The sequence below is a fragment of the Candidatus Electrothrix sp. genome, assembly GCF_052785085.1.
In genome coordinates, this window is the sequence record NZ_JALAAI010000048.1 from 1 (window position 1) to 25,766 (window position 25,766).

General features: G+C 45.4%; 21 protein-coding genes. 16 read left to right on the top strand and 5 right to left on the bottom strand.

Going from position 1 to position 25,766, the window contains the following annotated elements; all coding sequences use genetic code 11:
- Nucleotides 1-60 precede the first annotated feature (60 nt).
- The gene (locus tag L2082_RS09405; protein ID WP_446011669.1) at nucleotides 61-993 is read left to right on the top strand and encodes a hypothetical protein; all 933 of its coding nucleotides are present in this window, start codon (nucleotides 61-63) and stop codon (nucleotides 991-993) included.
- Nucleotides 994-1,029: 36 nt separating this feature from the next.
- Here L2082_RS09405 and L2082_RS09410 read toward each other — a convergent pair whose 3' ends face one another.
- On the bottom strand, nucleotides 1,030-3,969 hold the full coding sequence (locus L2082_RS09410) for a PEP/pyruvate-binding domain-containing protein (RefSeq protein WP_446011670.1): 2,940 nt from the start codon (nucleotides 3,967-3,969) through the stop codon (nucleotides 1,030-1,032).
- Nucleotides 3,970-4,105: 136 nt separating this feature from the next.
- Between L2082_RS09410 and L2082_RS09415 the strand changes: the two genes are divergently transcribed.
- The 3 genes from L2082_RS09415 to L2082_RS09425 all read left to right on the top strand — a co-directional run bounded on the left by L2082_RS09415 (nucleotide 4,106) and on the right by L2082_RS09425 (nucleotide 8,235).
- Nucleotides 4,106-5,251, top strand: a complete 1,146-nt coding sequence (locus tag L2082_RS09415; RefSeq protein WP_446008680.1) for a tRNA-queuosine alpha-mannosyltransferase domain-containing protein — start codon at nucleotides 4,106-4,108, stop codon at nucleotides 5,249-5,251.
- A gap of 93 nt (nucleotides 5,252-5,344) precedes the next feature.
- Nucleotides 5,345-7,153, top strand: coding sequence for an ATP-binding response regulator (locus tag L2082_RS09420; RefSeq protein WP_446008679.1), 1,809 nt, complete (start codon nucleotides 5,345-5,347; stop codon nucleotides 7,151-7,153).
- Nucleotides 7,150-8,235, top strand: coding sequence for a response regulator (locus L2082_RS09425; protein ID WP_446008678.1), 1,086 nt, complete (start codon nucleotides 7,150-7,152; stop codon nucleotides 8,233-8,235). The genes L2082_RS09420 and L2082_RS09425 overlap by 4 nt, the downstream gene beginning before the upstream one ends.
- Nucleotides 8,236-8,274: 39 nt before the next feature.
- Here L2082_RS09425 and L2082_RS09430 read toward each other — a convergent pair whose 3' ends face one another.
- Nucleotides 8,275-9,315: a KamA family radical SAM protein gene (locus L2082_RS09430; protein ID WP_446011671.1), complete on the bottom strand. Its 1,041-nt coding sequence runs from the start codon at nucleotides 9,313-9,315 to the stop codon at nucleotides 8,275-8,277.
- 520 nt (nucleotides 9,316-9,835) lie between these two features.
- Here L2082_RS09430 and L2082_RS09435 point away from each other — a divergent pair.
- Nucleotides 9,836-10,516 (top strand): ElyC/SanA/YdcF family protein, encoded by a 681-nt coding sequence (locus L2082_RS09435; RefSeq protein WP_446011672.1) that lies wholly within the window; start codon nucleotides 9,836-9,838, stop codon nucleotides 10,514-10,516.
- A gap of 3 nt (nucleotides 10,517-10,519) precedes the next feature.
- On the opposite strand, the gene L2082_RS09440 is transcribed toward L2082_RS09435, so the two are convergent.
- Nucleotides 10,520-10,651, bottom strand: coding sequence for a hypothetical protein (locus L2082_RS09440; protein ID WP_446011673.1), 132 nt, complete (start codon nucleotides 10,649-10,651; stop codon nucleotides 10,520-10,522).
- A gap of 67 nt (nucleotides 10,652-10,718) precedes the next feature.
- Here L2082_RS09440 and argJ point away from each other — a divergent pair, with 67 nt between their 5' ends.
- The 8 genes from argJ (at nucleotide 10,719) to L2082_RS09480 (ending at nucleotide 20,333) form a co-directional block, all read left to right on the top strand.
- Nucleotides 10,719-11,906 carry a bifunctional glutamate N-acetyltransferase/amino-acid acetyltransferase ArgJ gene (gene argJ / locus L2082_RS09445; RefSeq protein ID WP_446008675.1) on the top strand — a complete coding sequence of 396 codons (1,188 nt, stop codon included), beginning with the start codon at nucleotides 10,719-10,721 and terminating at the stop codon, nucleotides 11,904-11,906.
- A 69-nt stretch (nucleotides 11,907-11,975) separates the two neighbouring features.
- Nucleotides 11,976-12,227 carry a hypothetical protein gene (locus tag L2082_RS09450; RefSeq protein WP_446008674.1) on the top strand — a complete coding sequence of 84 codons (252 nt, stop codon included), beginning with the start codon at nucleotides 11,976-11,978 and terminating at the stop codon, nucleotides 12,225-12,227.
- 66 nt (nucleotides 12,228-12,293) lie between these two features.
- Nucleotides 12,294-14,342, top strand: a complete 2,049-nt coding sequence (locus L2082_RS09455) for a hypothetical protein (RefSeq protein WP_446008673.1) — start codon at nucleotides 12,294-12,296, stop codon at nucleotides 14,340-14,342.
- Nucleotides 14,343-14,344: 2 nt separating this feature from the next.
- Nucleotides 14,345-15,535: a M20 metallopeptidase family protein gene (locus L2082_RS09460; RefSeq protein ID WP_446008672.1), complete on the top strand. Its 1,191-nt coding sequence runs from the start codon at nucleotides 14,345-14,347 to the stop codon at nucleotides 15,533-15,535.
- A gap of 16 nt (nucleotides 15,536-15,551) precedes the next feature.
- On the top strand, nucleotides 15,552-16,688 hold the full coding sequence (locus L2082_RS09465) for a carboxylate-amine ligase (RefSeq protein ID WP_446008671.1): 1,137 nt from the start codon (nucleotides 15,552-15,554) through the stop codon (nucleotides 16,686-16,688).
- The gene (locus tag L2082_RS09470) at nucleotides 16,688-18,229 is read left to right on the top strand and encodes a gamma-glutamyltransferase family protein (protein WP_446008670.1); all 1,542 of its coding nucleotides are present in this window, start codon (nucleotides 16,688-16,690) and stop codon (nucleotides 18,227-18,229) included. Before L2082_RS09465 ends, L2082_RS09470 begins: the two co-directional genes overlap by 1 nt.
- Nucleotides 18,226-19,275: a microcin C ABC transporter permease YejB gene (locus L2082_RS09475; RefSeq protein WP_446008669.1), complete on the top strand. Its 1,050-nt coding sequence runs from the start codon at nucleotides 18,226-18,228 to the stop codon at nucleotides 19,273-19,275. Before L2082_RS09470 ends, L2082_RS09475 begins: the two co-directional genes overlap by 4 nt.
- 23 nt (nucleotides 19,276-19,298) lie before the next feature.
- A complete protein-coding gene (locus L2082_RS09480; protein WP_446008668.1) occupies nucleotides 19,299-20,333 on the top strand; it encodes an ABC transporter permease in 1,035 nt (344 codons plus the stop codon).
- Between the two features lie 166 nt (nucleotides 20,334-20,499).
- Here the strand turns inward: L2082_RS09480 and pcnB are convergent, their stop codons facing one another.
- Nucleotides 20,500-21,909, bottom strand: a complete 1,410-nt coding sequence (gene pcnB / locus L2082_RS09485) for a polynucleotide adenylyltransferase PcnB (RefSeq protein WP_446008667.1) — start codon at nucleotides 21,907-21,909, stop codon at nucleotides 20,500-20,502.
- Between the two features lie 94 nt (nucleotides 21,910-22,003).
- Nucleotides 22,004-23,005 carry an NAD(P)H-dependent flavin oxidoreductase gene (locus L2082_RS09490; RefSeq protein WP_446010992.1) on the bottom strand — a complete coding sequence of 334 codons (1,002 nt, stop codon included), beginning with the start codon at nucleotides 23,003-23,005 and terminating at the stop codon, nucleotides 22,004-22,006.
- Nucleotides 23,006-23,271: 266 nt separating this feature from the next.
- Between L2082_RS09490 and hisS the strand changes: the two genes are divergently transcribed.
- From hisS to L2082_RS09505, 3 genes are read left to right on the top strand one after another with little or no spacing between them, the layout of a single operon-like run.
- Nucleotides 23,272-24,534, top strand: coding sequence for a histidine--tRNA ligase (gene hisS / locus L2082_RS09495; protein WP_446010993.1), 1,263 nt, complete (start codon nucleotides 23,272-23,274; stop codon nucleotides 24,532-24,534).
- Nucleotides 24,535-24,547: 13 nt separating this feature from the next.
- Entirely contained in the window at nucleotides 24,548-25,156 is a 609-nt protein-coding gene (locus L2082_RS09500; protein WP_446010994.1) for a hypothetical protein, read from the top strand.
- Nucleotides 25,157-25,196: 40 nt separating this feature from the next.
- A complete protein-coding gene (locus L2082_RS09505) occupies nucleotides 25,197-25,664 on the top strand; it encodes a DUF262 domain-containing protein (protein WP_446010995.1) in 468 nt (155 codons plus the stop codon).
- The last annotated feature ends 102 nt before the right edge of the window (nucleotides 25,665-25,766 follow it).

Sequence of the window (25,766 nt, forward strand, 5' to 3'; positions counted from 1 at the left end):
AAGAGAAATTCAGGATTAAGGTTATAACAAACCAAATCAAGCATTCAATGAATCTGAAGATTGAAAAACTTCAGCGAGCCGCATGAAATGCACCTATTCAGAGGGAAAGGTGTCGTTTTTGAGGATAAAACATGGTACACCCTCTTTCTTCCGACGGCCCGATTGGAACCGACTGGATTTGATGACGTTTCATTATTGCAGCAAGTGGCAGCTGAACTTCTCAAGCGGTTCTGCGATCACTATTACAACTATTGCAAGCGTTCATTTATTGAACCACGTCTCGAGCTAAGAGATCTTACGCAAGACGATGATAATATTCCACAAGAAGATTTTTACCAGCTCATAGTCGATGGCAGTGAAGAACAGGTCATTTCTGGAATCATCAAACTGCAAAAAGAACTGGAGGAAAACAAACAATCACTGCTTAAAGCAGGCGAACTCCAGGCGTGTCGTTTTGGAATGCATCTTTTTCACCCGCTCTTCCATGTAAAAAAAGGCGGAAAAATTACCATTCTGCCAGTAGCACTGAACGAAAGTGAATTTCAGTTTGTGACGGATCTTAAAGAATGGTCCGAAACCAATGCTGAACAGCTTCAAAAAGACGGGGTTGAACTTTTTCTGCTCCGGAATTTGAGTCGCGGCAAAGGCGTAGGCTTTTTTGAAGCGGGTAATTTTCATCCCGACTTTATTCTGTGGATGATTGTTGATGGCAAACAATATGTCACCTTCATTGAGCCGCACGGGCTGCTCCACGAAGGACCTGCAAGTGAGAAGGTGCAATTTCATAAGCGAATTAAGGATATCGAAAGCCGATTTGCAAACCCGGATGTCATTCTCAACAGTTTCATTCTGTCCTGGACAAAATATCCCCAGCTTCGTTGGGGAATCCCGCAGGATGAGCTGGAAGCCAATCATGTGCTCTTCATGACGGATGACCGGGGCGGGTACATAGACAAGCTGTTTGATACGTTGCAACGTGTTGTCGTCAAATGAAATTCCTCCCGAATCCGAAGCTTAAATAGTTCCTTATCAAGATCGCTCAAGGCTTGCCACAGCTTGATTGCTGTCTCCATCCACTTTCAGAGTAAAGGGTTTGGCAAGGCGAACATGACAGACACCTTGTTGCTCACTCACTCGTTCCTGAGCAAGGAGCCAGTTCCAGTCAACCCTATCGTTATTCCCTTGGTCTCTTATCATAAGGTAGGGGATACCTAGTGAAGTTATATTTTGAAAAAAATGTGAACCTTGCGATGCCTCAGCCCGCACAGTGCCATCCTGGAGTTCCACAATGGCACCGACCCCGAAAATATCCCGCCATTGCACAGGAATGCCGAGCCAGGGGTCAGCAGTGCCCCAACGTCCTGGTCCAATCAGGAGGTACGAACGGTCCTGCTGATGCAGCTTTCTGTTCATCTTGCCGATTATCTGCGCATAATCCTCTGTTTTTGCCCGATCAAAACTGTCTGGCCGAACAAAAATAATATCCTCCATGCTATCATGTCGTCCAAAACCCAGGGCATCTTGGGATATGAGAAAGGCTGTCTTCTTTTCTTGCTCTGTGATTTTCAGGTGTTCCATCTCGTTACCCACCACAATAGGACGAATCTGCAGGAAATAGAAAACAGACTCAGCCGGATTATCAGCCAAATCAACAGCAAACTCTATCTCCACCTCGCAGCCCATGCCTTCACGGCCAAGGGTTAATATTTCTTTGAGTAACGCTGCCAGGGGATACACATCATACTTGAGGATAGGGGCAAAGGTCAGTATCTTAGGGCCAGGAAGCCGGGCATCACGGATTCGATGTTCTTCAGGAATATAGGTTGAGCTGAGGAACTGGATTCCCTCTTCATTAACAGCATCCTCAAGTTGGCGAAGCGTGACCCCGCTCACAGGTTCTTCTCCTGTGTCTTCTCCTCTGTTGTACGGGAGACAGTAAAAATGGCGTTGGGCATTATCAAGCATATCCTCGACCGTAGAGAATTGGGGCATATGCCGGGGATGAGCCGGGCAAAAACGCAGGCTTTGTTCGCCTTCAACCACGGTTTTACCAAATCCTGCGGCTAAATGAACAATGCCATCTTCGGCCTGCATGGGATCTACAGGGTAATAATTATAGGATTGGGCCACTCCTGAGAGGGCAGGATAGAAAAAATCACCGTATTGCCTGCCCACAGCCTGTTGGACAATAACAGCCATTGCATCAGATCTGGTTTGACCAATGGAGCGGGAATAGGCTCTTGGGCTTTCAAACCAGGTTGAGGCATACACTTTTTTGATAGCCTCAATCAGTTGTTCCAGTCGTTGATGATCATCATCAGCCTGATTGGTCAGCATACAGGTATGATACAGGCCAGCATAGGGCCGGTAGCGGGCATCTTCCAATAAGCTGGAAGAACGGACAGAAAGAGGGTAATGAATATCCTTGATATAGGCTTGCAAATCCTTTACCAACCAATCCGGGAATGTGCCCGCAAGGAACTGCTGCTCAATCTCATGGTCTGTGAGGTCTTCGTCTGGTTGCAGGTTATTCAGGCGAACAAAATCGTTAAATCCAGAAGCTGAAATCACGCAGGTTTGGGGGATCTTGATTATATTATCCTGAAAAAGTGGTTGCTGATACCGGGCCTGATGCAGTACTGAGGCCATAAAAGCTATGCCCCGTGCCTTTCCTCCCACTGATTCCATACCAATACGGGTGAATTCTGTGACCTCTGGATCATAGTAACGGTCTGAAAAACGGGTCATCACCCCCTGTTGACGGGATATTCGCAGCGAACGGACCTTTGCTATAAGATCCTGGCGCAGGGCAGAGCAATCATCTATGATCCCAACCCGATCTTTATGAAGGCGAGCAGCAAGGGATACCTCGGCCCGGGCCATGACCCAGTTAGAGAAATGATTACAGCGGGCATGATACAGGAGTGATTCCCTGGGGATTGTTCCCAGTTGCTGCTCAAATTCATAAAGAGTAGATGCCCTGCCGACCTCTGTTCCTTTAGGGAGACGAAAGATGAAATCTCCAAAACCAAGGTGATGAATAAAAAAATTATGCAGTTCTTCTGCCATGACGCTTGGTTTCTTCTCAATAAAAACCGCAGGGATTTGTCCTGCCAGCTCCTGATTTTCTGCTTCAGAACTGAGCATGAGCAGGGGCAGGTCAGGAATGCGTGAACGGATTTCGCGCAACAACTCGTAGCCTGCTAAGGCAGATTCATGCCCATTTTTCGGAAAACGGACATCTGACATCACAGAGAAAATATAGGGACGATAGCGGTTAAAAAGAACCAATGCCTCCTCATAGCTTGCTGCTGTAAGGATTTTAGGCCGGGCCCGCATTTTCAGAAGACGATGTTGCTCATTCAGTCCTTCGTCCAACACAGATAAGGTCTGTTGGACCAATTCTTCGTAGAGTATAGGCAGAAGGGTGGAGCGATGGAGTGGTGAGTCTTCCACCAGCAAAATAACCCGAACCATGGCTTTTTGGGTATCATGATCCACATTACGTTGATCTTCTGCGTTTTTAACCAGAGCCAGCATAATAGAAGAATCGCAGCACCAGGTATAGCTGTTATCAAAACAGGGCTTTTGAAAAAAATCTGTTTGATCAAGAGCATCCCGAACCGAATGAGCCAGCAGTATAACCGGGATATCAGGACATTGCTCCCGTATCTTCATGGCAAATTCACAACCAGCCATTCCGTTGAGGTGGGCCATGGTGACCACGAGATCAAAATGTTGTTTTTTTAAGAGCTTCAAGGCCTGCTCGGCATTGGCTGCTTGGGTGATTCGGGGCGGACGGGAGAGGTTGAGTCCATGATACTCATTAATGATCCTGGAGGCCATTGAGCCATCTTCTTCCAGGATATAGGCGTCATAGGGACTGGAGACCAGGAGAATCTCCTGTACCCTGAACTTCATGAGTTCGTGAAAGATCTTAAAATGGGGATCGTGCTCTTGAGTATCCATAGGCTTGCCTGTTACATTAATGTAAAAAACTGGTTTTTTTTTACTCATCAGGATAAATGAGCACCAAAACCTTGCTTTTTTCACACTAACAGGTTAATTGTTTTTTGAAAACATTCAAGTTTTAAAGAAAGTTACTATGCTGGACAGATCGCAACATATCCTTTTGCTGGAACCCTATTACGGAGGATCCCATAAGGCCTTTCTGACAGGGCTCCAGGGGCAGCTTGATTGTTGTTATACCTTAGTTTCCTTGCCAGCAAGAAAATGGAAAATGCGAATGCAATTGGCTGCTCCGTGGTTTTTTGAACAGATATGCAGGCTGGTTGAGCAGGGAACGCATTTTGATGGTATTTTGACCTCGACTTTTCTTGATGTTGCGGTGCTTCGTACTCTTTTGGCAAGACAAGGGGTAGACTTGCCACTGGTCATGTATTTTCATGAAAATCAGTTCAGCTATCCAGGGCAAGTGCACGATCCAGGCATGTTTCAATTTACCTCTATCAATTTTAACTCAGCCTTATGCGCAGATCGCCTTGCCTTTAACAGCCGTTATAACCTGGAGACCTTTTTGAATGGAATTCATGGTTATTTGAAAAAAGCAACAGACATGGATCTGCGCCACCTTGAGGAGCAGATTCAGGAAAAATCCATTATTCTGTACCCTGGTATTGATTTTCAACAGATTGATACTTTCGTTGCAACACGAGCGGAGAGTTCTGAGGGCAAACAGGACAAACAAAACGCCCCGGTCATTGTTTGGAATCACCGCTGGGAGCACGATAAAGATCCAGAGACCTTTTTTCATGTACTGTTTGAGTTAGTTGAAGCATATCCTTTTCAATTGATTGTTCTGGGGCAGCATTTCCGGAACCAGCCAGAGATCTTTATCCAGGCGAAAAAGAGGCTCAAGCAGAGATTGCTTCATTTTGGTTATGCAGAGAATCGCGAAGAATATGCCTGTTTGTTGAGCCAGGGTGATTATATAGTATCAACAGCCCTTCATGAGTTTTTTGGAATTTCTGTATTGGAAGGGGTACGGGCCGGGTGTTGTCCTGTGGTACCGGATCGCCTTTCCTATAAGGAACTCTTTCCGCAACAGTACAGGTATGCAGAAGGAAAATTAGCAGAGCATCTTAAAGGATTGCTCGCCCGCCCTCTTTCCTTCACAGCTACAGAAGCAAGGCAACTGACTGAGAAATATAACTGGTCAGTAATTGGAATGAAGTATAGAAAATGGCTGGATTTTAACTGCATAAACAGAATGAACAGGCAATATGGCTGATATTGAGATAACGGTTACCGGAAAGACAACCCCTGAAGTGGTTGATGATATATCAACGTATTTACGAACTTAAATTTATAAGTAGGGAAAAGAGTGAACCAGGACTTACTATTTGCATTTAAAATATTTGATGCTCTGCCCCTGTATGGAATACTGTTTGACCGTGAGGGGACAGTTATAGCTGCAAATAAGACCTTTCTCTGTACCATTGGGTTGTCAAGAAAAGAGGTCGTTGGCATGTCAGCCGAAGAGCTTGAGCCCTATTATATTGGTCTTAAAAAACACCTTGATGAATTAGATAGCCAGCAGACCCGCACCTTTCACGGACAATTAGCCAGAAGGGATGGAACGCTTTTTTCTGTTGAGCATAGCTTAGCTCATATTTCCACCAGCAAGAGAGAGGTTATCGCCAGCATCAGTCATGAGATTGTTGGCCGTAGTGTTGGTGAGGAACGGCGCGAAGCTGAGAAAAAAATTGATCAGGCTAATCAACGGAAGCGTCAGTTTATTGCTAATATCAATCATGAAATTCGCACTCCTATGAATGCCATTGTCGGTTATGCAGAGATGCTGGCTGAATCAGATATTGCGGGGCAGCAACGGCGCTATGTCGAGACGATCAGGAAAAACAGCACCTATCTTGTTGCTATAGTCAACGATATCATGGAACTCTCCAAACTGGAAACCGGCAAGGTGCGGGTTTTAAAATCAACTGTTAACCTCCATGTCATTACAGAGCAGTTACATGATTTTTTTGCTGATCAGGTTGAAGACAAAAATATTGAATTTATCTGTCAGGTAGCCCCTGATCTGCCCAAATACTATGTCATTGACTCCAATCATTGTCGCCAGATCCTGACTAATCTTGTGAGCAATGCTGTGAAGTACACCGATGTGGGTACAATAACTCTGTCTGTCACTGGTGTTGAAAAAAAGGCGTCATGGTATATGCTGTTTTTTCAGATCACAGACACAGGGAGAGGGATGAGTCCTCTGGAACAGGATGAGATTCAAGATTTGATTGAACAGCAAAAAGAAGATGTTACTATTCATGATGGAAAATGTCTTGGCCTTACCCTCAGTGCCCGGCTTGCCCGGATCATGGGAGGAGACCTTACTCTGGAAAGTGTTCAGGGGGAAGGCAGTACCTTTACGTTTAGCTTGCTGGCCTCAGTGACAGATGAGTCAGCGATCCAGGAAATCGGACCGGACCCATGTCAGCAATGTCAACAGCAAAGGGGAAAAAAGAGAAAAAATCCAGCTATTCTTGTTGTTGATGATATGCCGGAGATGTCTCATCTTGTCAAGATATACTTCACCGGAACAACAGTTAAGGTGTTGGAGGCTGCTGATCGTGAACAATGTCTGGAGCATGCCTTTCAGAGTAATCCTGATTTAATTTTGATGGATCTTAATCTTGCTGGTACAGATGGCACTGAAATAACAGAGCAATTAAAAAATGATCCAAGAACAGAACACATACCGATTATTGCCATGACGGGCATGATGCTGGAAAAAAAGTCCTATGAGCACCTTTTTGCTGACTTTCTTGCTAAGCCCTTTCATCTCCATGAATTACGCCGTATAGTAGATAAATATATTCAGGTAACATCAGATACAGCATGTTCAACCGATGAAGAAAAGGAAGCAGTTCCTGATACAGGTCAGATAGCCCGGGGATGGGGACAAAAGCTTGACCAACTGTACAGGGAGGCTGAAATGAGTGGAAGTTTGGATGCTGCGGCAGAGTTGGGCCTGGCAATGCAAAAACAAGGGTTGGAGGAAGATTTGCTGCCTTTAATTGAAATGGGAAAAGAACTACAAGGTTTTGCTCTGGATCTTGATATTCAGGGTGTGGATCATCTCTTGGGTGTTTTAAAGAGTATAAGGAAAGAACAATGAGAGAGCAACCGAACAAGCCTTTAGTTTTTGTTGTTGATGATGTCCCAGAGAATATCCAGATAGCTCTCTCTCATTTAAAAGGGCTGGATCTGGAATTTGCCTATGCCACATCTGGGGAACAGGCCTTAGGCAGGGTGAAAAAAAGGACTCCTGATCTCATCCTCATGGACGTGATGATGCCTGGAATGAATGGCTTTGCAACTATGCAGGAATTGCGTAAACATCCCAAAAATCATTCGATACCGGTTATTTTTTTAACAGCACGCTCAGAACCAGAGGATGTAGCAAAAGGCTTTGAGCTTGGGGGGGTTGATTATATAACCAAACCCTTTCACGGCGTTGAGTTACGATCCAGAGTGCGCAATCACCTTGAACTCCATAGTTATCGGTTGAGTTTGGAACAGAAGGTGCTTGATCGTACCAGAGAGGCAACCCTTCTTAAAGATATCACTGTATTGGCAATGGGCGAGTTAGCTGAACACCGAGATGCCAATACAGGCGGACATATCAACCGAACGCGTTTTTTTGTTAAGATATTAGCTGAAACGCTGTTTGAGCGGGGGAAATTTCCTGATATCCTGACCCAGGAATATATTGTCCTTCTCTATAAGACAGCACCGCTTCATGACATCGGTAAGGTGGCGATCCGGGATTCCATTCTTCTCAAGAAAGGTCGTTTGACGGCTGAAGAATTTTCAGAGATGAAAAAGCACACGATCTACGGGGAAGAGGTGATTGATAAGCTGGCACACATGGCTGGAGAGCCTATGATGTTCCTGGAATGCGCCAGAGATATGGTTGGCAGCCATCATGAAAAATATGATGGAAGAGGCTATCCCCGGGGGTTACAAGGAAATGCTATCCCTTTGGCAGGCAGGATCATGGCTGTGGCAGATGTATACGACGCTCTGAGAACAAAACGTTCCTACAAGAAAGCCTTTAGCCACGAGGAAACTATGTATATCATGGCTACAGAGGACGGTCGTGGCAGACATTTTGACCCGGATGTTTATGATGCCCTTCTTGAAGTTGAACAGGATTTTGCCCGTATAGCGAAAGAAAACAGTGAAGGGATAAAATAACCAGGATTCGATCTGTTGATCCGGAAAGAACATCAGAGATCAGAGAAAAGGATAGGAGCAGGGAATTCCCTCGTAACTTATAAAATCCAACGAACTTTCCTGATGCGAAAGAATATAATCAGGTGTAAGAGGTATCTTGCCCTTGCCTCCGGGAGCGTCAAGGATATAGGTTGGTATAGCCATTCCAGAAACCCTGCCTATCAAACCACGCATAAGAGCAAGTCCTGTTGTAACATCAGTACGGAAATGGGCTGTTCCTTCGGTCAAATCTGCCTGCATGAGATAATAGGGGCGAACCCTGACTTCCAGTAATCTGTATAAAAGTTCCTGGAGCACTGCCACAGAATCATTGATCCCCTTGAGAAGCACGGTCTGGCAGCCCAAGGGAATACCTGCATCTGCCAATAAGGCGCAGGCCTGCTCAGCTTCAGGGGTAATTTCTGCGGGATGATTGAAATGGGTATTGATGTACAGCGGGTGATATTTCTTCAACATGTTAACCAGTTCTGGTGTGATCCGCATGGGCAGGGTGCAAGGCGTTCTGCTGCCTATACGAATCACCTTGATGTGCTGTATTTTTTTTATTTGTTGAAGGATATCCTCCAAAGCCTTGTCAGAGAGGAGGAAGGGATCTCCGCCTGATATCAAAACTTCCCGAATCTGAGGCGTGTTTTTCAGATATTGTATGCCAGCTGCAATACTTTTCTGACTCACCTGCATAGATTTTTTCCCCACTTTACGCTTACGGGTACAGAAACGGCAGTACATAGCGCATTGACTGCTTACAAGGAAAAGGGCTCGGTCAGGATATCTGTGGACTAGATGAGGAACAGGACTGAGGGACTCTTCAGCAAGTGGGTCAAGCATTCCCAGGGGGTCATCCAGCTCCTGAAGATCCGGGATTGCCTGCCGAAAAAGCGGGCTGCCCACTTGTTTTATCAATTCAAGGTAATACGGGGTGATGCGCAAGGGATAGCGAGAGCTTACAGCTGCTATCTCTGTTGGATTACAGTCCAGGTGTTGCGAGAGATATTCAGGGCTGCTGAAAGCATTTTTGAGCTGATTTTGCCAGTCTGTCATATCTTTTTTTAATAATCTCAATCTCTTTCGCTAGAGAGAGGCGTAAAAATATTTCACCAACAGCGTCCAAGAGCGTTCAGAAAACGTAAAACGGGGCAGTTTGGTGAGATCATGTATATGTGGCGGTCCTTTAAAAAAATTTACCTGCTTTTGCCTGAGTCAATCTACTTATCCTCTCATATTCCTTCAAGGAAAATACCTTTTTCTATTACGTTATTTTCATAAGGTAATGAAAAAGCAGAGAAGGAGAGCGAGTGATTCCGTATTGCATCGAAAAAAGATACCGCATATAATCCTACTACTCTCGTTGTTGCCTCCCTCTGACAGGGGTGGCTTTTTCATGATAAACGTATTTGATTCTGTGAGCATTTGGGTAAACCTGTCTATCCTTGTTCATGAACGAAAAAAGAAGGGGTAATAAAAGATGATTGAATTTGCGCAGTTTCTGGTACCTTTTTTTGCACCTTTGCCAATCGGTGTATTTTGTCTTTTGTTGACTCTGTTTTTTATGATATTACGCATGCATAAAATGGCAGGTTTTTTCTTGGTTACGACCCTTTGCCTTTTTATCGTATTAGGATATGGTCTGCCGACACGGCAGCAGTTAGGAACACTGGAGAGAAAATATGCTCCGTTACATCTTGAGAAAATCAGCAAAGAAGAGCAGCAAAAAATACGTTTTATTGTTGTTCTTGGGAGCGCAAATATTACAGACCCTGCTCTTCCGGAAAGCAATCAGCTGAATAGCGCTTCACTATACCGGGTCGTGGAGGGAATCCGTCTTCAACGAGAACTTCCCCAATCCTTTTTAATTTTTACCGGTGGTGCCAATCAGGATCCTCGCGCTAATGCAGTGGTAGCAAGCAGAGTTGCTGAATCTTTAGGCGTGGGCAAAGAACAGATGATCATTAAAGAGCGGCCCCGTGATACTGCGGAAGAAGTAAAGGTGTTGCAGCCCATGCTTAAGGATATGCCTTTTATCCTGGTGACTTCAGCAGCACATATGGAACGGGCTATGCAGTTGTTCCAAGAAGCAGGCACAAAGCCCATTGCCGCTCCTACTGATTTTCTTGTTAAAAATAATGGACAACTAACCTCATCTGCCTTTGTTCCGACCTGTGAAAATCTTAAACTTTCACAGCGGATGATCTATGCATGGGCCAGCCAGGCCTGGAATACCATTAACCAGTTGATCCAGTGAGTTTTACACCTTGTTTTTCAGAAAGAGATAGAGGAAGTCACCATAACGTACTATACAGAAATCAAGCTCTGTGATATTATATTTGTTAAATTGAATTGTTGCATGATAAATATGCGTTTTTTTGGATTCCAACATATTGTTTCCTAAAGATAATCCCTGTTATTTTTCGCAAAAAAGATGGGGAAATTGAACTGAGTGCTCAATGAAGGTTAAAGGTTTTACAGCTGCTGCTGTTCAGGCAGGTATTCGTTATCAGGATCGACTTGATCTTGGTCTGATTTATTCCGAGATTCCGGCTGTAACAGTCGGTATGTTTACAACAAATACAGTCCAGGCAGCACCTGTGGTTTTGGGTAGAAAACGTCTGTTACGCCACGCTAAGGCCCAAGCTGTTTTGGTGAACAGTGGTAATGCCAACGCCTGTACTGGAGAGCAAGGTATGAACGTGGCATTACATACCAGTTCCTTGATTGCTGATGCTCTGGAGATTGAAGATGATATGGTTCAGGTAGCCTCCACAGGGGTTATTGGAGAACAACTGGATATTGAGCCTTTTGACCGGGAAATACCAAAACTTGCTGCTTCCCTGCATGAAGATGGGTTTGATGATTTTGCCCAGGCAATCATGACCACAGATACAGTGCCTAAGACCTCCTCTGCCTGTGTAAAAATCAATGGGGTTACAATAAACATACTTGGGGTGGCCAAAGGATCAGGTATGATCATGCCGGATATGGCAACCATGCTGTGCTTTGTTGTCACTGATGCCCGGATTCCTTTTTCTGCTCTCAATGAAATTGTTCAGTCAGGAGTGGAACGATCCTTTAATCTGATCACAGTGGATGGTGATACCTCTACCAATGACACTGTGCTCGTGATGGCCAATGGCGCTGCCAATAACCCCTGGCTTGATGAAGAAAACCAGGAAGGTGTGAAGATTTTCACAGAGGCATTGCATAAAATATTTAAAGACCTTGCCTTGCAGATTGTCTCAGATGGCGAAGGTACCACGAAAGTTGTCACGATTCGGGTTATTGGTGCCCGAAGTCAGGAAGAGGCAATGAGTGGAGCCCAAACAATTGCCAATTCAACCTTGGTCAAAACAGCCTTTTTTGGAGAAGATGCTAACTGGGGCCGTATTATTGCTGCACTTGGTCGTTCAGGATGTCAGTTTCAGCCGGAGCAGGTTTCTATAGCCTTTGATAAGGTTATGATGGTGGAAAATGGATTGGGCTGTGGAAAAGAAGCTGAAGAACTGGCCTCTCAGGTGTTACAGCAAAAAGAGTTTACCGTTACTGTTGATCTTCGGGATGGAAACGAGAGTGCGGAGGTATTCACAACGGATTTAACATACGATTATGTGAAGATTAATGCCGATTATCGTTCCTGAATCAGGGAGCAAAGTATTGTCCAGGAGCGTGATTTTTGTAAGGCTTTGGCAAAAACTGGAGGAGAAAAAATGACTACGGGTTATGCTAACGGGGAGTATTCCCCTGAGATCCAGGAAATTTTTAGCGAAATTGAGGAAGCCCTTGCTGGCGCAGTTGGACCAGCAGCAGGGATGATCCTGAATGATTATATTGAGCAATGGCAACAAAACGGTCCTGTTGTTGCTACCCGTATAATAGAGTTAACCACAGCCTTAGTGGAAGAAATCGGTGACCCTGAAACAGCTCAAGAGTTTATCAGTCGCGTTGAAAAGAAATATTGATCAATATCCTTCATGCTTTATTGCAGAGTAGTCTTGTCAGGTTTCTTAAGTAACCAGGGAGTTTTGATGCGAAGTGCCACAATATTACTTGCTGCTTTTGTTCTCCAGTGCACAATCCCTCCTCTGACCTCTTATGCCAATTGTCTTTCTGGAGACTGTAAAAACGGGGTAGGCAAGTTACGAAGTGCTAATGGCCGGGAATATGAGGGAGAGTTTAAAAACGGCTTTCTCTGGGGCCACGGCAAACTCATTACTCCTGATGGAATGCAGTATGAAGGTGACTTCTATCGGGGAAAATTCCATGGTTTTGGCACATTAAAAACCCTAAACGGACGTTTCTATAAAGGAACTTTTAAAAACGGTGTTATTGATGGTGAAGGCACCCTGAAAGAAGCTGATGGACGGCGTTATCAGGGAGAATTTGAACTGGGTCGGTTTCACGGAAAAGGAATACTGATCTATCCTGATGGTCGAAAATACATTGGTGATTTTCGAAGCAACTTCCTGCACGGTAAAGGGAAAATGACCATGGCCGATGGCAGCACCTTTGAAGGTGAATTTCGGGATGGTCATCCAGATGGAAAAGGCGTGCGACGCTATGCTGACGGGACAGTATACATTGGGAGTTATGTGAGAAACATCCGTCAGGGCTATGGAATTTTGCAGATGACTGATGGAACTCGTTATGAGGGGTATTTTGAAAACGATCTGTATAACGGGCGTGGTACCTTAAAGGAAAAAAACGGTCGGACCTATATCGGTACCTTTCTTGACGGGGCCATTACTGGCCAGGGAACCATTAAATGGGCCAAAGCCAACCAACAGTATAAGGGTGATTTACTCAACGGGTTACCCCACGGCGAGGGCACTATGATCTATGGAGACGGTTCCCGTTATGTGGGCCAATGGGAAAAAGGGGTCAGGGTTGGGCTAGGCAAACTGAAATATGCAGATGGGAGGGTCTATGAAGGCCTTTTTTCTCATAATGAACCAGCTGGTCAGGTTCCGAGAGTAAAGAAGAAAAGCAAAAAAGTGCCCAAACAAGCAGCAGCTCCTCCTGTTGTTGCTCAGGAAAAGGCTCCTGCCAAGACCAAGACAATACAGAAGCCAATACAGCAGACTCAGGCTCCACGAAAAGAAGAAAAAAATTCTTTTGCTCAGAAAGAGGTTGTCCACTCATCTGAACAGGAGCAGAAGCATGAATTTGATGAGGTGGATAGCCTGATTGAAGAAGAAGTTATCAGTGCAGCCAGCGATACTGATTATGCTGATAATTCTGAAGAGCCTATTGATATGAGTGTGGTAGACTCTGTTGAATCGGTTCATGAGGAAGTCCCTCAACAACAAATAACAGAAATTCACATTCAAGGTTCTGTTGCCTCAGCAGAAAAACCTGCCCACCCTGAACACTCTGATGATAAACAAGCACCAATCAGCAAAGAAGAGCCGGAACAAGAGCCGGAACAAGAAGGGCAGCTTGTTGTTATTAACGAAATTCCCTATTCCTTTCAGAAAAAAGAGCAAAAAACAAAAAAATCCAATACCTTTAGCGGTGTGCGAGAAGTTGCATTGCCAGATTCTTCTCATTATCAGGGGGAATTTAAAGACGGCATAATGGAAGGCTATGGTACTATGCAGTTGGCAGACGGAGAGCGCTATGAAGGCGAGTTCTCTGCTGGCAAATTCCATGGGCAGGGTACCTATATTTTTGCTGATGGTCGTCAATACACGGGTACCTTTAATAAGGGGGAACGGGAAGGAAAAGGCACTTTTACCTATCTTGATGGTTCGTCCTATGAAGGAGATTTTATTAAAGGGGTTTTTGAAGGCAAGGGAACCTATACTTTTCCAGATGGCAGTTATTACACAGGCGAGTTTTCGGATGGTTTTTTTGCCGGTAAAGGTGAGCTTATCTATAAAAACGGGAAAAAATACAAAGGAAACTTTAAAAATGACCTGCCTCACGGGTACGGACGCTTGACATCAGCAGATGGAACGGTGTACGAGGGCATGTTTAAATCCGGGCGCAGGAATGGAGCAGGCACGATTAAATACCCTGACGGTCGTGTTGTTAAGGGCATTTTTAAGAATGATGAACTGGTTGAGCAGGAATAGCCTTGTTTACACTAAGTAAGGATCAGGAGCATACTCTCCTGAGAATCCGCCGGACCCTTCATCGCCACCCTGAGCTTGCCTTTCAAGAAAAAAAAACAGCTGCACTGGTAGAGCATCACCTCAAAGAACTGGGCATACCGTGTCAAACAGGCTTAGGCAGGGGAACAGGTATTCGGGCTGAATTGGGGAAAGGTACAGGCCCGTGTATGGCATTACGAGCTGATATGGATGCCCTGCCTGTGCTTGAGGAAACCGGCCTTGATTTTGCCTCGCAGCAGGCCGGGGTGATGCATGCCTGCGGCCATGATGGCCATACTGCCATGCTGCTCGGAGCTGCGGAGTTACTCACCCGGAGTAGGATTATTGATGAGATCGGTGGTCGCGTGGTGCTCCTTTTTCAACCAGCAGAAGAGGCAGGTACAGGAGCTCCGGCCATGATTGCTGATAACTGCCTGCAGGATGTGGCAATGATCTTCTCCGGCCATATTGATACCCATCATCCGGTTGGATATCTGGCGGTTGATCAGGGCGTTATCTGCTCTTATGCTGATCCCTTTCTCATTGAAATCCATGGTCAGGGCGGGCATGCGGCCAGACCCCATGAGGCGATTGATGCGGTTATGGTTGCTGCTGATTTGGTGCTGAATATTCAGACAATGGTTTCCCGGATGATTGATCCGGCCCGGCCAGGGGTGATTACGGTCGGACGTATTGCGGCCGGAGCCGTGCATAATGTTATTGCGGATAAGGCCGTGCTTGAAGGGACGATCCGCAGCACCCACCCGGACACCAGAGCACGGATCATCAGCAGGATGCAGGGGGTGGTTCGCGGACTTGAGGAAATGTGCAATGCCGAGATCAGTTTCACTTTGCAACCGGGCCTGCCCGCTGTGATAAATGATCCGGTTTCCTGCGCCATAGCCCGGCAAGCGGCTCAGGAAGTTGTGGGTGATGAGCGGGTTGTCTCACAGGGCTTTCCCAGCCTTGGCGGAGAAGACTTCTCCTTTTATCAACAGAAAATTCCCGGAACCCTGATTCGCTTTGGGGCTGCAAAAAAGTCGAATACAGAGTCGAATACCGCTGGCCCTTCCCATTCCGGTAGCTTTGATTTTGACGAAAAGGTGTTAGTGTATGGGAGCCAATGGCTGACCACTGTTGCTGTTCATGCCTTGCAACACCTGAAAAAATCGTGAATCAAAAAATTGATCAATGCAAGACAGAACATTTATCCCTGTATTTAATAACAGTCAACCATACACCTTAGGGGTTGAGCTTGAATTTCAGCTTGTTGATTGCCATACCCTGGATCTGGTTCCACGAGTCAACAACATTTTAGAAGTCCTTGTTCCTGAAGGCAGTGACAGACTAGTTCCTGAATTTTTCCAATCTATTATAGAACTACAAACCGGAGTTTGTAACAACGTTGGTGAGGTTGCTGCTGATCTGAGCCAACTTATCCATACGGTTGAAGATGTTGCGATGGGGGAAGAGTGCTATCTGTACTCAACAAGTCTTCACCCTTTTGCAGACCCTGCGGCTCAGCTATTAAGCAGAGGAGAGCGCTACCAACGGATCATGGATGAACTGCAACAGGTTGGCCGCCAATTCATTGCTCAAGGCATGCATGTGCATGTGGGAATGCCTGATGGTGATACAGCGATCAAGGTTTGCGATACCATGCAGCCCTACCTCCCTCTGTTTCTGGCCTTAAGTAGTTCTTCGCCCTTTTTCTGTGGTCAGGATACCGGCTTCCAATCCTATCGGACAAAACTCTTTGAGGCCCTGCCGTTGGCAGGTATTGCTGGCTATTTGGGAAGCTGGCAAGGGTATGTAGATGAGGTAAGCTCCCTGCATACCCATCAGGCTATTAAGCGACTCAAGGATCTTTGGTGGGATATCCGGCCCAGCCCAGACTTGGGTACTGTGGAAATCCGTGTTTGCGACCTGCCTTGTCGTTTTTACTCCATTCTTGGTCTGACTGCTGCTATCCAGGCCTTGGCAGTTTTTCTGGCTGAAAGAGAGAGGGCTTCCCATCCAGTCAGCTTACAATTGCTTAAGTATAATAAATGGCAGGCAGCACGGCACGGACTGAGTGGACGATTTGTGGATAGCTCTGGATTATTGAATGAAAAGGATTTGTCCCTGCACCAGGCAGCAGAAAAACTCTTTCACCTGATTGAGCCCATGACAGAACGCTTACAAACCACAGCATATATCCAGGAGCTTTATAACATCATAGAGCAAGGGACAGGGGCAGATCTTCAACGTCGACTGGTTCAAGATGAAAAAAAAAATTTAAAAGAGATGATAATCAGCCTGAGAGATGATTATTGGCTGAGAACATAATGACAATGCACATAAAAAAAAAAGCAATTGTGGCCTCTGGTCATGAAGCTGTCTCCAGAGCAGCTGCCCTGATTCTGGAAGTTGGGGGGAATGCCTTTGACGCAGTGGTTGCTGCTGGTTTTGCCGGTACAGTTGCAGAACAGATGCTGACCAGTCTGGGCGGAGGTGGTTTTGCCTTGGCCCGGACAGCTGATCACCAGGAAATATTTTTTGATTTTTTCGTTGATACCCCTGGGTTTGGCCTGAAGTACTCCCAGTTAGAACCCCATTTTTTTCCCATTGATGTTGATTTTTCCGGCTCAACCCAGGAATTTAATATTGGACTTGGTTCTGTAGCTGTTCCAGGAACCCTGAAAGGTCTGCTTCATATCCATGAACGCTTAGGCCGTATGCCCTTGCATGAGGTGTTAAAACCTGCCATCGAATTGGCCAAGGGCCATGAGTTAAACCCGGTTCAGGCCTATTTTATCAAGATCCTTCGGCCAATTCTGGAGGTCAGTGCCACTGGTCGAGCCTTATATAAGCCCAATGGCCAACTGCTTCAGATTGGTAAAACTCTGGTAAATTCTGAGCTTGCTGATTTTCTCCAACATCTGCATCAGGATAAAGGGAAGGATTTTTACCAGGGAGAACTTGCTACTCGCATGGACCAGGATATGCGTAATGGTGGCGGGTTGCTCACAGCCCAGGATCTTGCCACCTATAAGGTTATTGAGCGTGTACCATTACGGATTCCCTATCATGGATATACCTTACTTACTGCCCCGGATTTTGGTGGTTCTTTGATTGGTCTGTCCCTGTTCTTGCAAGAAAAAATTGGAGATATAGCCGGACCTGTTCAGGAATGGGGCAGCCCGGACCATCTTTTTCGGACCCTGGGACTGATGCGAGAGGTGGAACGTTTGCGGAAACAGGGGGTTAATAGTCAAGAGACCTTGACCAGATACAGGCAAAGCCAGGATGTTCAGACAAGTGTAGAGCATGTTCGCCGATTTACCCGAGGCACCACCCATGTTTCCATTGCAGACAGTCTGGGTAATATTGCTTCTATGACCTGTTCCAATGGTGAGGGCTCAGGTTATTTTGTTCCAGGCACCGGCATCATGCTCAATAATATGATGGGTGAGGATGATCTTCATCCTGATGGATTCCATGCTGAACCGCCAGGGCAACGGGTTGGTTCTATGATGTCTCCTTCAGCTCTTTTGCATGAAAATGAGGTTAAGCTGGTTTTGGGGAGCGGAGGCTCTAAACGGATTCGGATAGCTCTGTCACAGGTCTTGACCCAGCTTGTTGACTTTCAAAGAGACCTGTCAGAGGCTGTATTAGCACCAAGAATCTACTGGGATGGTGATGAAGAAATCCTTCAGATAGAGCCTGGATTTCCTGCTGAGGTTCTTCAGGAACTCCAGAAAGAGGTGAAAATCAACGTGTGGCAAGTACCAGACCTTTATTTTGGCGGAGTACATGCTGTTCAGCCAGGCATTGGCGGGGTTGGTGATCCGAGAAGGGGTGGATATGTACAGGTGGTTGAACTGTGAGTGTATATATTCTGAAACGATTTTTTCTCATGATCCCCACTTTGTTTGGGGTCATGCTGATTACCTTTGCTATTACCCAATTTGTGCCTGGTGGGCCAGTTGAGAAAATGATGGCCCAGATTGAAGGCCGTGGGGCTGGTGGTGAAGCAGGGGGAGGGCATACAAGCCTTTATCAGGGCAAGCAAGGCCTTGATCAGGAACGCATTGAGCAGCTGAAAAAACTTTACGGGTTTGATAAGCCGCCTGTGCAGCGTTTTTTTTCCATGATGGGTTCCTATCTGCTTTTTGACTTTGGTGACTCTTATTATCATCAAAAAGGTGTGGCTGAACTGGTTATTTCCAAATTGCCGGTTTCCATGTCCTTGGGACTTTGGACCTTTCTTATTGTGTACTCGGTCTGTATTCCTTTGGGGATTCGAAAAGCCATTTCTGACGGCTCCCGTTTTGATGTCATCACCAGCACTGTTATCCTTGTTGGCTATGCTATTCCAGGCTTTGTGCTGGGCATTCTCCTGATTGTCCTGTTTGGTGGGGGCAGTTTCTGGAATATTTTTCCTTTACGTGGGCTGGTTTCAGATAACTGGGCCGAGTTGACCTGGACTGCCAAGATACTGGATTATCTCTGGCATATGGTGCTGCCCATTATTTCCACCTCTGTGAGCAGTCTGGCTGTTATGACGCTGTTGACCAAGAATTCCTTTTTGGAGGAAATCCGCAAGCAATATGTTATGACAGCACGGGCCAAGGGACTGGGTGATAACCAGGTATTGTATAAGCATGTATTTCGCAATGCTATTATCCCGATTATTACCGGATTTCCCGGCTCCTTTATCACAGCCTTTTTTACCGGAGCATTGCTTATTGAAACGGTATTTTCTTTGGACGGCATGGGTCTGCTGGCTTATGATTCTGTTATGAACAGGGATTACCCGGTGGTCTTAGGTACCTTGTATTTTTTCACCCTGATTGGGCTCATTGCCAGACTCCTTTCTGATCTCAGCTATGTCTGGGTTGATCCCCGGATCAGCTTTGAAAAATTGCAGTGAAAGCTTGTAAGAAAGGGAGAACCATGAAGACAGCAGACAAAGGACAAACCCTTGCAGCCCGCAGATGGAGAAATTTCAAGAAAAACCGGAAAGGTTTTTACAGCCTGGTTATTTTCAGCCTCATGTTTGGGATTTCTCTTTTTGCCGAGGTGTTAAGTAATGATAAGCCCTTATTGGTGCAATATCAGGGCGAGTATTATTTTCCTTTGCTCAAGGCCTACCCGGAGACTGTGTTTGGTGGGGATTTTGAAACAGAGACAGATTATCAGGATCCTTATATTCTGGACAAATTAACCAGCAATGGTAATACAGTTATCTTTCCTCCTAATCCCTATGATTATACTTCAATCAACCTGAACATTGGCAAGCCTGTTCCTTCGCCACCCTCACAGGATAATATTCTTGGCACTGATGATCGGGGCAGAGATGTCTTTGCCCGTTTGCTCTACGGGTTTCGTCTTTCTGTGCTCTTTGGTTTTGCCCTGACTCTGACAGGAACTCTGGTAGGGATCATTGCTGGCGCAGTGCAGGGCTATTTTGGCGGCAAGACAGATCTCATTTTTCAGCGTTTTATAGAGATCTGGAGTTCCATGCCAGAACTCTATTTATTGATTATTTTCTTTTCTATATTTCATCCCAGTACTCTTCTCCTCCTGTTTCTTTTTTCTCTGTTTGGTTGGATGGGCTTGGCTGATTACGTTCGTGCCGAATTTCTTAAAGGCCGTAATATGGAATATGTCAAGGCTGCCAAGGCCCTGGGGGTAGGGAATCTGACCATCATGTACCGTCACCTCCTGCCCAATGGCATGACCCCGGTCATCACCTTTCTTCCGTTCAGAATGTCCGGGGCTATTCTGTCGTTGGCTGCCCTGGATTTTCTCGGCCTCGGTGTTCCTCCACCGACTCCAAGCCTGGGCGAGTTGCTCAATCAGGGCAAGGCCAATATTGAGGCATGGTGGCTCTCTTTAACGACCTTTATTGTCCTGGTCGGTACCTTGATTCTCTTGATTTTCATTGGTGAAGCCCTGCGTGAGGCCTTTGATCCACGTCGCCAATAGTCCTTACTTCCCTTTGATTCAAGTATTGTTCAGGCTGATGGAGCGCAAGGTGCAGGGCAGGTGGTATTAGGTGGTATTGCCATTGTTGGCAATGTAACAGGGAAATCACAAAATGTCGGAACTGTAGGGCGACCGGCGGTCGCCCCTGAACTTTTTATTCACAGTTCTAACCCTTTAGCAACCCAAATACCCCGCACTTATCGCTACTAAACGCTGGATTATTGCCCTGTCCCCCTCTGCGTCGGTTTTTTTCTGGTGCAGTACTCTTTGTCCCGGCAGGTACTGCCAGTTTTTCCTTTTTCTCTGCCTTGGGAATTTCTTCAATAAACTGCTTCAGGTCAGTCACAGCCTCGCCAGCAACGGCCTCTTTGTACAAGGCATAAAATCGGGAACAGTCAGGGAAATAGCTTTTTTTCCGTAACCAGGCTGGCCAGTTGCCATTCTTGCAGTTTTTTTGCAAAGACGACATATGAACAAACAGGGTGGTGATCTTATCCTTGATGACCCGTTTGATATTCAAACGACGGGCAAAGATATGATCCAGCTCTGTTCTGATGGCTTTGGAAAGGCGATGATATCCAGGCCCTTTCAGCTCCTGATTGAGCAGATCAAAACGACGCAGGGCCCAAGGAAAAAGAAGAATGGCAAAAAGCATGGCATCTTCAAAAACGACCCGGCCCTTCCCCTTGCTCTGGCCATAAATATTATCCAAAGCTGTCAGCATAGCCAGCAGTTCCCGTTGCACTGTTTCTCCCTCTGCCTCATCCTGAAACAGCTCATCATAAAAGGGAAACAGGGTGGAAAACACACCGGTTTGCATGGCCAATTCTGTCCATGCCTTACTGGTACCTCCTCGCAGATCTTTGAGCAACTCATCTCTAATCCGGGAAGTAGGACAGAGGTCCAGTTTATTCACATGCTTCCTGATGGCCTCTAAGGTCTTTTCCTCAATAGTAAAACCATTACGGGCTGCATGACGAATGGCACGCAGCATCCGCACCGGATCGCGAATAATCCGTTGTTCAGGCTCGCCAACAATGCGGATAATACCATCATTCAGATCCTGCACACCACCGACGTAATCAATAATCGTTTTGTTTTCAATCTCATAAAAAAGAGAATTAATGGTCAGATCACGGCGAAAGGCATCTTCTTCCAGGGTGCCAAAGGTATTATTTGCTGGCAGAACCTCTTTATCCGGTTCATTACTGTCAAACTCACTTTGCGAACGCAGGGTTGATACCTCAATGATTTTATTGCCCCGGAAAAAGACCTGTACCAAACGAAAACGCCTGCCTATGGTTCTGGAATTACGAAAAAGTTTGCGTAGTTGTCCAGGTCGCGCATTTGTTGAAATATCAAAATCTTTTGGTTTATTTCCCAGGTAAAGATCGCGAACCCCTCCCCCGACCAGATAGCCGGAATACCCCGCATCCCGTAAACGATACAGAACTTTTAAAGCCTCAGATTCAATATCTTTTTCAAGGATGGAATGGTCTTGGGAGGAAAGAATGATACGTTGGTGTTCTTTTTTTTCTTCAGTCAATTGCAAATCATTTTCTATGGTGCCGTTCATGGTTGCATACGGGTCTCAAATAGTTTTAGAAAGAGAGTAACGCCCTGGAAACAAAAATAGCCTTCACCTTGTCGGGAAGGCTATAGGGCCATGATCAGGTGATTTCTGTACCTTCTTCTACCTGCTTTTGTACGTTTTCTTTATAAACAGATTCTGCATCACGCACAAATCGTTTAAAAATCTCTTTGACCGGCAGAATCTCATTCATTTTATAGGCATTGGCTCCGCAAAAGACCAAGCCATTATCCACATCGCCATTACAGGAAGCAACAAGACGATCATTAATACAGTACTTATAGCTGCATTTTTTCAGGCATTTGGATTTGCATTTTTCTGGAGAGACATCTTCTCCTTCCTGCATCCGCCTGATAAAATCTGTTTTAATGGCTCGCCCGGTCATGCCTACTGGCGACTGAACATTGATAATATCTTCTTTCCGGGCCTTGAGATAGGTTTCTTTAAATTCTTTGGAAACAGAGCATTCCTCACTCAGGACAAAACGGGAGGCAATCTGGATACCATCAGCACCGTATTTATCCATCATTTCAGCCATCTCAAAACCGTCTGTCACGCCGCCCGCTGCAATCAGGGGAACTTTGGAGACAACTTTGCGGATACTGGGAAAGATCTCCCGTAATGGCTTGTCTGTGCCCAAATGCCCACCTGCTTCAGCTGATTCAACAATAATAGCTGCGGCCCCGAGTTTTTCTGCAAGTCGGGCAAAAGACGGAGAAGAAACAATAGAAACAATAGGGGTGTTATATTGCTTGCCGATTTTAAAAATATCCCGGGAAAAACCAGCCCCGGTTATGATCATATCTACTCCGGCTTCAATGGATCCTATGACTAAATTATGAAAATTTTTCATAGCATACATGATGTTAACTGCAATAACACCATCTGTAGCAGATTTGGCCTTTCGGATATCTTCCTGCAGTTCAGGTACCGGAATGCCAGAGCCGCCTATGGTCCCGATACCACCGCAGGCTGCCACAGGAATCGCCAATGCCGAAGTTGAAACCCGTACAGACATTCCTCCCTGAATAAGAGGAATTTTTGCCGTGAAAGAACCAATTTTAAGTTCAGGTAATTTCATTATATTCTCTTTTTTTCATTATATTCTCTCTGGATACTTGATAGAGATCCCAGAAGAACTCGCATTGTGTCCATAATGCTACGCCATGATCGCTTTGTCAAGTATCCCACATCAAGCTGTATTCAAAATATTTCCCCAGCCTACCATATTGCTACGAGATCGGCTTGACTTTTCCAGGCTAAATGAATTAAGTTTAGATTTTTTCTTCCTTCTTTTCTCAGCAGGAAAGTCAATATTGTTAAGACGAAATCATTAAGGAGTATACGTTGAAAATCAAGGCCATTAATGGGGTAAAAGATACTCTGCCAGCTGAGATCATCTACTGGCAAAACATTGAGAATACAGCTCGCGATATTTTTCACCGTTTTGGTATCCATGAAATTCGTCTGCCTATTCTGGAGAAAACTCAACTTTTTACCCGCTCCATTGGTGAGGCCACCGATATTGTCGAAAAGGAGATGTATACCTTTGTCGACAAAAAAATCACCATGCGGCCAGAAATCACAGCCTCTTTATTACGCGCCTATGTGGAGCATGGTCTTCATGTGCAGCAGCCTGTGCAACGCTTGTTCAGTATTGGTCCCGTATTTCGACATGAACGCCCCCAAAAAGGGCGGCAACGCCAGTTTCATCAGGTTGATGTGGAGATCATCGGGGCACAGGAACCCGAGATTGACGCTGAATTAATGGCTATGGGACAGATGCTCCTTAGTCAGCTGAACCTGGACGTCAGTCTGGAAATCAATTCCCTGGGCTGCCCGGAATGTCGGCCTGATTTTCGCAAAAAACTCATCAGCTATCTCCAGGAAAACCACGATACCTTATGTGAAGATTGTAAGCGACGAACTGAGCAAAATCCGCTGAGAGCGTTGGATTGTAAGCAACCGGGTTGCAAGGTTGCGGTAAAAAATGCGCCTTCTATTCTTGATAATCTTTGCTCTGCCTGTGAAGAGCATTTTGCTGTGGTTCAGAAGCAGTTGGACCTGCTGGGCGTTGCTTATACTTTAAATCGTTTCATGGTCCGTGGGCTGGATTATTATAATCGCACTACCTTTGAGTTTTTAACAACTGACCTTGGTGCCCAGGCAGCTGTGGCTGCTGGTGGTCGCTATGATGGCTTGGTTGAACAGTTGGGTGGTCCGAAAAACACTCCTGGTATTGGTTTTGCCATGGGGATGGAGCGGATGGTTTTGTTGATGCAGCAACAGGAAGGGCAACAAGAGAAACAGGGGCAGGGTGGGGCGGATATCTTTATCGCCGCTCTTGGTAAGCAGGCCATTGAATTTGCTGTTCCCTTTGTTCACCAATTACGTCAGCTGGGGTTGCAGGCAGCTATGGATTATAGTAATCGTAGCCTCAAAGCACAGATGAAGCAGTCAGGTCGCCTTAACGCCGGTTTTACGCTGATTGTCGGGGAGCAGGAGCTGGAACAGGGCAGGGGGGTTCTGCGGAATATGAAGAATCAAGAGCAGACAGAATTTTCTTTGCAGGCTGGAGCTGATGAACTGGTAAGCGTCATTACAAGTTAAGAGAGAGGATGCAATGCCGTACAGTGATTTTACGTTGAAAAAGGTCAAAGAACAATTTGACATCAGGGTTGTGGAAGATCAGGAGTTATATTCTTCTATTGCTGCTGTCGGTATAAGCGCATATCTGACAGAGACGCTGAAATATAACGTACCGTTGGCCTTGGCCGTTGGCACAGAAAAAATCCGTTCCGAGTTGATTATTGCTAACATTCTCCTGGAAGTACGGCGTATTTTATGCGATCAGGTTAGCTTTTTTTCTGGAGTACAACTTGATATTGATAAGCAACAGAATCTCAGCGGATTTTGTAATTTTGTTATCAGTAAATCACCGGAGCAGTACTATTTGAACGCACCGGTTATTGCCATTGTTGAAGCAAAAAATGAGAATATAAGTGGCAGCTTGGGCCAGTGCATTGCTGAAATGCATGCTTCCCGTCTGTTCAATGAGCAGGAGGGGGTAGCAGGTCTTGCAAAGATTTACGGTGCTGTGACAACGGGAAATGCGTGGAAGTTTTTGAAGTATGAGGATGGAGTAGCATACATTGATGTACCGGAATATCATATTACCGATCCGAGTAAGATTATCGGGATTTTGGTGGCTATGGTTAATCAAGAGGCTTGATATCTACTGCAAATCGTAATGCTAACAATAGGTAATGAATATGAAGACATCTAATTACAGCACACTTGCTATTCTCGATTTAATTAAGTCGAAAAAATACAGAATTCCCCAATTTCAAAGAAATTTTAGATGGAGACCAGCGCAAGTAAAATTATTGGTAGATAGTATGGCAAGAAACTATCCGATGGGTTCTTTGTTAGTTATGGAAAAAAATGAACAATTGCCAATGCACTCTCGATATATTGATGCAAATATAGATTCTGATGATCAATGCGAACAGTACAGTGACACTGACAATATTTCTTATGTCCTTGACGGTCAACAAAGATTGACATCCATTGCTCGTGTTTTTCTTAATGCGGATTCGAAAAGAACTTTTTATTTTGATTTAAAAAAAATGGTTATTGGTATAGTCGATAAAGATGATGACACTTCGTGGATTGCAACACGCTTTAATAAAAATAATATCGAACGACTTGATAAGGGTGCGATTAAAAGTGAGGTATGATCAATTATCGGATGCATGACAGAGTATGGTTCTGTTAAGATGCTTACTTTCAGAGATAGCTGAAAAATAGTCAGCACACTGTATTGTCCACTCATATAATAA